At 71.9% G+C, this 6667-nt stretch carries 8 protein-coding genes; 5 read left to right on the top strand and 3 right to left on the bottom strand.

What is annotated here, in order from left to right:
- A partial coding sequence (locus U9R90_RS31340; protein ID WP_411060325.1) for an RcpC/CpaB family pilus assembly protein occupies positions 1-536 on the top strand: 536 nt, incomplete at its 5' end.
- Positions 537-608: 72 nt separating this feature from the next.
- A complete protein-coding gene (gene mscL, locus U9R90_RS31335) occupies positions 609-1175 on the top strand; it encodes a large conductance mechanosensitive channel protein MscL (protein ID WP_411060323.1) in 567 nt (188 codons plus the stop codon).
- A gap of 7 nt (positions 1176-1182) precedes the next feature.
- Here mscL and U9R90_RS31330 read toward each other — a convergent pair whose 3' ends face one another.
- On the bottom strand, positions 1183-1398 hold the full coding sequence (locus tag U9R90_RS31330; RefSeq protein ID WP_411060321.1) for a hypothetical protein: 216 nt from the start codon (positions 1396-1398) through the stop codon (positions 1183-1185).
- 140 nt (positions 1399-1538) lie between these two features.
- Between U9R90_RS31330 and U9R90_RS31325 the strand changes: the two genes are divergently transcribed.
- The 3 genes from U9R90_RS31325 (at position 1539) to U9R90_RS31315 (ending at position 4787) form a co-directional block, all read left to right on the top strand.
- Positions 1539-2723 (top strand): low temperature requirement protein A, encoded by a 1185-nt coding sequence (locus U9R90_RS31325; protein WP_411060320.1) that lies wholly within the window; start codon positions 1539-1541, stop codon positions 2721-2723.
- Between the two features lie 87 nt (positions 2724-2810).
- Positions 2811-3893: a P1 family peptidase gene (locus U9R90_RS31320; RefSeq protein ID WP_411060976.1), complete on the top strand. Its 1083-nt coding sequence runs from the start codon at positions 2811-2813 to the stop codon at positions 3891-3893.
- A 147-nt stretch (positions 3894-4040) separates the two neighbouring features.
- On the top strand, positions 4041-4787 hold the full coding sequence (locus tag U9R90_RS31315; RefSeq protein WP_411060319.1) for a DUF6227 family protein: 747 nt from the start codon (positions 4041-4043) through the stop codon (positions 4785-4787).
- A gap of 98 nt (positions 4788-4885) precedes the next feature.
- Here U9R90_RS31315 and U9R90_RS31310 read toward each other — a convergent pair whose 3' ends face one another.
- Together U9R90_RS31310 and U9R90_RS31305 are read right to left on the bottom strand one after the other, a co-directional pair.
- The gene (locus U9R90_RS31310; RefSeq protein ID WP_411060318.1) at positions 4886-5038 is read right to left on the bottom strand and encodes a hypothetical protein; all 153 of its coding nucleotides are present in this window, start codon (positions 5036-5038) and stop codon (positions 4886-4888) included.
- A gap of 497 nt (positions 5039-5535) precedes the next feature.
- Positions 5536-6543 carry an RNA polymerase sigma factor RpoD/SigA gene (locus U9R90_RS31305; protein ID WP_411060317.1) on the bottom strand — a complete coding sequence of 336 codons (1008 nt, stop codon included), beginning with the start codon at positions 6541-6543 and terminating at the stop codon, positions 5536-5538.
- Positions 6544-6667 lie beyond the last annotated feature (124 nt).

Here is a 6667-nt window from a genome sequence, read left to right as displayed (position 1 = left end):
CCCCTTCCTCCCCCTCTTCCGCAGTCCCTCCCCCGTGCGAGGTCCCGCACTTCTCGCCGCTGCGGGTGCGCGGCGGGCAGCGCCGTCTGCTGCGCGCGGTGCGCCGCCGACGGCGGCCGCTGGCCGCGGGCCTCGCGGTCGCCGCCGCGGCACTGGCGGCCACCGCGTCCGGCGGCTTCGGTTTCGGTTTAGGTTTCGCGGGAGCCCAGGAGCGGGCCGCGGCTGCGCCTCAGAAGACGCGGGAGCACGCCGTCGAGCTGGTCTCGGCGCCGGTGCGGATCGCGGACGCGGGGGCCGTGCGACTGCTGCGCCCCGGCGACCGGGTCGATGTCATCGCGGCCGATGAGGGCGCGGCCGCCCGCGTGGTCGCGGCGGGGGCGCGGGTCGCGGAGCTGCCCGAGACGGGCGACGAGACGTCTGCGGATGCGCCTTCGGCCCAGGTCGGCGCGCTGGTCGTGCTGTCCGTGCCACGGCCCACCGCGGCGCGCCTGGCGGGTGCGGGAGCGACGGCGCGACTGGCGGTGACGCTGTGCTGAGCCGCACGTGTGTGCCGTCAACTCACCTGTTCGTGTGCGCTGATTGGACGGAGTTCGGCCGCACCGGGCCTAATGGCACGGCCAACCGCACGTACGAAGAAAGGCTCCGTGGTGAGCGAGCAGAAGAAGCCCACTGTCCTGGACGGCTTCAAGGCATTCCTGACCCGTGGAAACGTGGTCGACCTGGCGGTCGCGGTGGTCATCGGTGCCGCGTTCACCAACATCGTGAACTCCGTGGTGAAGGGGATCATCAACCCCCTGGTCGGCGCCTTCGGCACCAAGGACCTCGAGAACTACAGCTCGTGTCTGAAGTCGCCGTGCGGTGTGGACCCGGAGACGGGCGAGGCCGCGAGCGGCATCCCGATCATGTGGGGTTCGGTCCTCAGCGCGACGCTCAGCTTCCTGATCACGGCCGCGGTCGTCTACTTCCTGATGGTGCTGCCCATGGCCAAGTACCTGGCCAAGGCGGAGGCACGGCGGAAGGCCAAGGAGGGGGTGCACGAGACGATCGAGGTGAGCGAGCTCGAGGTGCTGAAGGAGATCAGGGACACCCTCGTCGCCCAGCGCGGGCCGATCTCCGGCGCGGGTTCTGGGGCGGGTTCCGGCAGCACCGGCTCCGTGCCCGGTCAGAACGCATAGCGCGCGCTCAGAGGTGGTGCGGCGGCTTCTCGTCGAGGAAGCGCGCCAGGTCGGCGGCGCTGCTGTCGCCCCCGGCGGTGGGCCGCTCGCCCCATCCACGGTCCGTGTCGTCCGACGACTGCTGGTCCAGCGGATCGTCGAAGACCAGACGCGGCTTCGGCTTGGTCTCAGCCTCGGCCTTCGCGTCACGCGGGGCGGGGGCAGGGTCGGGGGCGGTGCTCATACCCCCCAGCGTACGTGTCCGCCGTGTGGGCGGCGCCGGTCGTGGCGGCCCCCTGGTGAGCAGGCGTGCGGCCCCCGGTGAGCAGGCGCGCGGTGCCGCTGAGCAGGCGCGCGGTGCCGCCCGCTGGGAAACTGTCGGGCATGACGAGCCAGCCAGAGCACCCGCTGCGCCGGATGATCGCGCGCAGCCGCCATGACTCTCACCGCCCGGCCACCCCGCTGGAGCTCTTCTTCGACCTCGTCTTCGTGGTCGCGGTCGCCCAGGCCGGGGCGGAGCTGGTGCACGCGGTCGCCGAGGGGCACGCGGGCGAGGGCGTGCTGAACTACGCGATGGTGTTCTTCGCCATCTGGTGGGCCTGGATGAACTTCACCTGGTTCGCCTCCGCGTACGACAACGACGACGCCCTGTACCGCGTGGTGACGCTGGTCCAGATGTCCGGGGTGCTGATCCTGGCAGCCGGGGTCTCCCGCGCCTTCCAGGACCATGACTTCGCGCTGGTCTGGCTCGGCTATCTGGTGATGCGGCTCGCGCTGGCCTCGCAGTGGCTGCGCGCGGCCGCCTGCTCCGAAGGCGCCGAGAAGCGGATGGCCAGGCGGTACGCGGGCGGGGTGCTGCTCTGTCAGGTCGGCTGGTCGGGGCTGCTGTTCCTGCCGGAGGGCGGCAGACCGTGGCTGTTCCTGGCGATGGCCGTCGCCGAGCTGTGCGTACCGGCGTACGCCGAGAAGGACCGGCCGTCCACCTGGCACCCGCACCACATCACCGAGCGGTACGGCCTGTTCATCATCATCGTGCTCGGTGAGACGATCGCCGCGGCCACGGTCGCGGTGAAGTCGGGCATGGACGAGTTCGACGCACTGGACGAGCTGCTGCCGATCGCCGCGGGCGGGCTGCTGCTGGTGTTCGCCGCGTGGTGGATCTACTTCGCGACGCCCATCGCGCTGCATCTGCGCTCCAACCGGGAGAGCTTCCTGTGGGGTTACGGCCACTACCTGATCTTCGCCGCGGCCGCGGCGATCGGCGTGGGTCTGGAGGTCGCGGTGGAGGAGGCGCTGCACGAGGCGCATATCTCCACGCTCGCCGCGGCCGCGGCGGTGACGGTGCCGACGGCGCTGTATCTGCTGACCGTGTGGGCCCTGCACGCGCGGCACTTCAAGGTGGGTACGGCCCAGCAGCTGGTGCTGCCGGTGACCGCGCTGGCGGTGCTGGCCTGCACGTACGCGGGTCACTGGGCGGTGCTGGCCACGGGGTTGGTGATGGCGGCGGCGGTGGCCACCGGGGTGACCCTGACGGCGCGCATGGCCCGCGCGGAGCGCCAACCGGCGTGATACGCATGGGACATGGACTCCCAGCCCTCGGATGCCCAGCCCACGGAAGCCAGGCTCGCAGATGGCCAGCCCACGGACGCCCGGCCCATGGATGTCACGGACTCGCTGACCGATGTGCGCGGTCTGCGGGTCGGCCACGCCACCCGCGACGGTGACGGGTGGCTGACCGGCACCACCGTCGTGCTCGCGCCCGAGGGCGGCGCGGTGGCGGCCGTCGATGTACGCGGCGGCGGCCCCGGTACCCGCGAGACCGACGCCCTGGACCCGCGCAACCTGGTCCAGCGCATCGACGCCGTCGTACTGACCGGGGGCAGCGCGTACGGGCTCGACGCGGCGTCCGGAGTGATGGCATGGCTGGAGGAGCAGGGGCGCGGCTTCCCGGTGGGCGGCCCCGGACAGGTGGTGCCCGTGGTGCCCGCCGCCTGTGTCTTCGACCTCGGCAGGGGCGGCGACTGGCGGGCCCGCCCGGACGCGGCCCTGGGCCGGGAGGCCGCTGCTCAGGCGTCCACGGAGGTCATCCAGGGCAGCGTGGGCGCGGGCACCGGCGCGGTGGCGGGCGGTCTGAAGGGCGGCGTCGGCACCGCGAGCGTCCAGCTGCCGTCGGGCCACACGGTGAGCGCCCTCGTGGTGGTCAACGCGGTGGGCGCGGTGGCCGATCCCGCGACCGGGGTGCTGTACGGACGCTACGGCGATGGCCGCGTCGCGTACCCGTCAGAGGAACTGCACGCCCAGGCCCGGGCCCGACTGGCGGCGGCCCGCACCGAGACGGAACACCTCAGGGCCAAGGCGGCGGGCGCGGAGGCGGCGGGCGCGGAGGCGGCGGCCCCGCTCGGCCAGCCGCCGCTCAACACCACCCTCGCCGTGGTGGCCACCGACGCCGAACTCACCCGCGCCCAGGCGCAGAAGCTCGCGGGGACGGCGCATGACGGGCTCGCGCGCGCCGTGCGGCCCGTCCATCTGCTGCACGACGGCGACACCGTCTTCGCTCTGGCCACGGGCGAGAAGCCGCTGCCCGAAGGGCCGTTGGAGGCCCTCACCGCCGTGAACGCGGTGCTGGCGGCGGGTGCGGACGCGGTGACCCGCGCCATCGTGAAGGCCGTGGAAGCCGCCGAAACGGTGACCGGGCCCGGTGGGGTCTTTCCCTCGTACCGGGACCTCTACGAGCGCTGATACCGCGCTCGGGCCGGGTGCGCGACACCGCGGGAACCCCTGGCCGTTGCCGCACGTTTTCCCGAACCCAGGACGATGTCCGACCCAGGCACTACGGTGAGCGGTCACAAGGTGACATGCAGCGACGCAGCGACACCAGGAGACCCCGTGAGCGTTCCGCACCAGACACCCGAGGAGCATCTCCACACGCTCCTGGGACGCGCCCTGAACTCCTTCGAGCTGCCCGACGAGACGATACGCCGCCTCGACTCGGCGCTCGCGTACGACAGTTCGCTGCACTCCGCGCACCACAGCGGAGGGCTGCACCGCGAGATATACCGCCACACCTTCCTGCTCGCTGACGGCAGCGCGCTCACCCTCTGGGAGCTCTCGCACAACAGCACCCCGGACAGCCACCCGCAGCACGAGCTCTACGCGGAGGAGGAAGAGGCCCGTACGGCGGCCTCCCGGTTGCCGTTCAGCGGCGGCCCCGACCCGCTGGACGACACCCTGCCGGGCTCAGGCCCGCTGCCGCCGGAGATCCTGCGGCTCGTCGCCGAGTACGCCGCGCTGCCGAGGCGCACGTACGTCACCGAGGGCTCGGCGGACCACGCCAGGCGGCTGCTGCGCCGGGCGGAGAACGCCGACCGTCCCGACGAGCGCACCGCGCGCCTGGTGAGCGGCGCGCTGGCGCACGAGATCACCCAGGCCTTCCGCAGCCCCCGCTGGGACGACGTCGCGGGCTTTGGCTTCGCCCTGTACGAGCACGCCTTCCTGTTGCCCGACGGCCGCGAGATCAGCCTCTGGGAGGCCGAGCACACCGCGACCCCGGACGGACGGCACATGTGCGAGGTGTATCTGAGCGAGGACGCGGCACTCGCGGCGATGGAGCGCCGCTCGGCCCAGCCCAGCTGAGGCGCGACAGCCCCGGACCCGCCCGGCCCGCCTGACGCGCGACAGCCCCGGACCCGCCCGAGGCCCGGCTGACGCGCGGCCGCCCCGGATCCGCTCGACTACGTCCGGTCGGTGCCCAGCTGCCGCATCAGACCGGCGAAGGCGGCCCGCTCGGCGGCGGTGAGGCGCACACTGTCCGCGGAGCGCCGCTGCCGTGGGATCGCGGCGAGCGGCTCGGGCTTGGGCCGTGGCTTGGGCTCGTGATCGAACATACTCGTCAGTAGACAACACCCGCCACGACCTCCGACACCCCTGTAAAGGGACTTTGGTCCCGAAGTGACGCATCTCGCACGATTGTCGACTCTCGCACGATTGCCGCTCTCGGCCCTCCCACGATTACCGCTGTCGGCCCTCGCACGATTACCACTCTCGGCCCTCGCACGATTGCCGCCGCACACCCCAAAGGCCGAGGACCCCACCCGGTGCAGGGGGCGGGGTCCTCGGCGGGAGGGCGCCTGGACGGGCATCCTCCGGCGGAAGGGGGCGCCTGAGGGGGCTTAGGCGCCCCCTGGTCAGGGGGCTGGGAAGNGCGTGAGCACGTACCCCCCGACGCGGCCCCGCCCCACAACAAACAGAGCGCACCCCGCCGCACAGAACACACGGCCCCGCCCCACAACGAAACAGCGCGCACCCCGACGCGGAGCACACACCCCGACGTGGCCCCGCCCCACCGCACCCCGGAGCGCCCGATACCCCGCTGCCGGCCGCCCTAGGCCGCGGCGTCGAACCCCGTATCCCGCGCCAGCTTCTTCAGCTCCAGCAGCGCGTGCTTCTCGATCTGGCGGATTCGCTCGCGCGTGAGGCCATGCTCCTTGCCGACCTCCGTAAGCGTCCGCTCCCGGCCGTCCACGATGCCGTACCGCATCTTGATGATGGACGCCGTCCGGTGGTCGAGCCGCCCGATCAGGTCCTCAAGCTCCTCACTCCGCAGCAGCGTCAGCACCGACTGCTCAGGCGAGATCGCCGAGGTGTCCTCCAACAGGTCACCGAACTGCGTGTCCCCGTCATCGTCCACCGACATGTTCAGCGACACCGGGTCACGGGCCCAGTCCAGCACGTCCCCGACCCGCTCCGGCGTGGTCGCCAGCTCCGCCGCGATCTCGGTGTGCTCCGGATCGCGCCCGTGCTCACGGTTGAACTCACGCTGAACGCGCCGAATACGTCCGAGCTCCTCCACCAGGTGCACAGGAAGCCGGATGGTCCGCGACTGGTCGGCGATCGACCGTGTGATGGCCTGCCGAATCCACCAGGTCGCATACGTGGAGAACTTGAACCCCTTGCGGTAGTCGAACTTCTCGACCGCCCGCACCAGGCCCGCGTTCCCCTCCTGGATCAGGTCAAGGAGCGGCAGCCCGCTGCGCGGATACCGCCGCGCGACCGCGACGACGAGGCGCAGATTGGAGCGGATGAAGACGTCCTTGGCCCGGTCGCTGTCGGCGACCAGCGCCGCCAGCTCCTCGCGCGTCGCCCCCTTCGCGGCCTCGCTCTCCTGCTCCACCGCCCCGTCCAGGATCTTCTGCGCGTACACCCCCGCCTCGATGACCTGGGACAGCTCGACCTCCTTCGCGGCGTCGAGCAGCGGTGTGCGAGCGATTTCGTCCAGATACATGCCGACCAGGTCGCGGTCGGCGATCTCGCCGCCTACGGCGCGAACACTGCTTGCCGCGCCGGTCTCGCCGGCGGCGGACTTACGGCGGGCGACGGCACGGGTTGCCATGCGTGCTCCCTTGTCATCAGAGGATCAGCTGTGGGCAAAGGCACACCCTTCCGGGTGCCCTGCATCCGATGGAAACAACGACTGGAATCCGGACAGAATTCCCAACCCGTCCGACAATTTTCGC

Origin of the sequence: Streptomyces sp. E11-3 (genome assembly GCF_046540415.1) — a bacterium.
GTDB lineage: Bacteria > Actinomycetota > Actinomycetes > Streptomycetales > Streptomycetaceae > Streptomyces.
This window is presented reverse-complemented; position numbering and strand designations above follow the sequence as displayed.

Bases quoted from the DNA above. Each gene is read 5' to 3' on its own strand.
- mscL (WP_411060323.1), top strand. From the start codon at position 609: ATGGCACGGCCAACCGCACGTACGAAGAAAGGCTCCGTGGTGAGCGAG.
- U9R90_RS31330 (WP_411060321.1), bottom strand. From the start codon at position 1,398: ATGAGCACCGCCCCCGACCCTGCCCCCGCCCCGCGTGACGCGAAGGCC.
- U9R90_RS31325 (WP_411060320.1), top strand. From the start codon at position 1,539: ATGACGAGCCAGCCAGAGCACCCGCTGCGCCGGATGATCGCGCGCAGC.
- U9R90_RS31320 (WP_411060976.1), top strand. From the start codon at position 2,811: ATGGATGTCACGGACTCGCTGACCGATGTGCGCGGTCTGCGGGTCGGC.
- U9R90_RS31310 (WP_411060318.1), bottom strand. From the start codon at position 5,038: ATGTTCGATCACGAGCCCAAGCCACGGCCCAAGCCCGAGCCGCTCGCC.
- U9R90_RS31305 (WP_411060317.1), bottom strand. From the start codon at position 6,543: ATGGCAACCCGTGCCGTCGCCCGCCGTAAGTCCGCCGCCGGCGAGACC.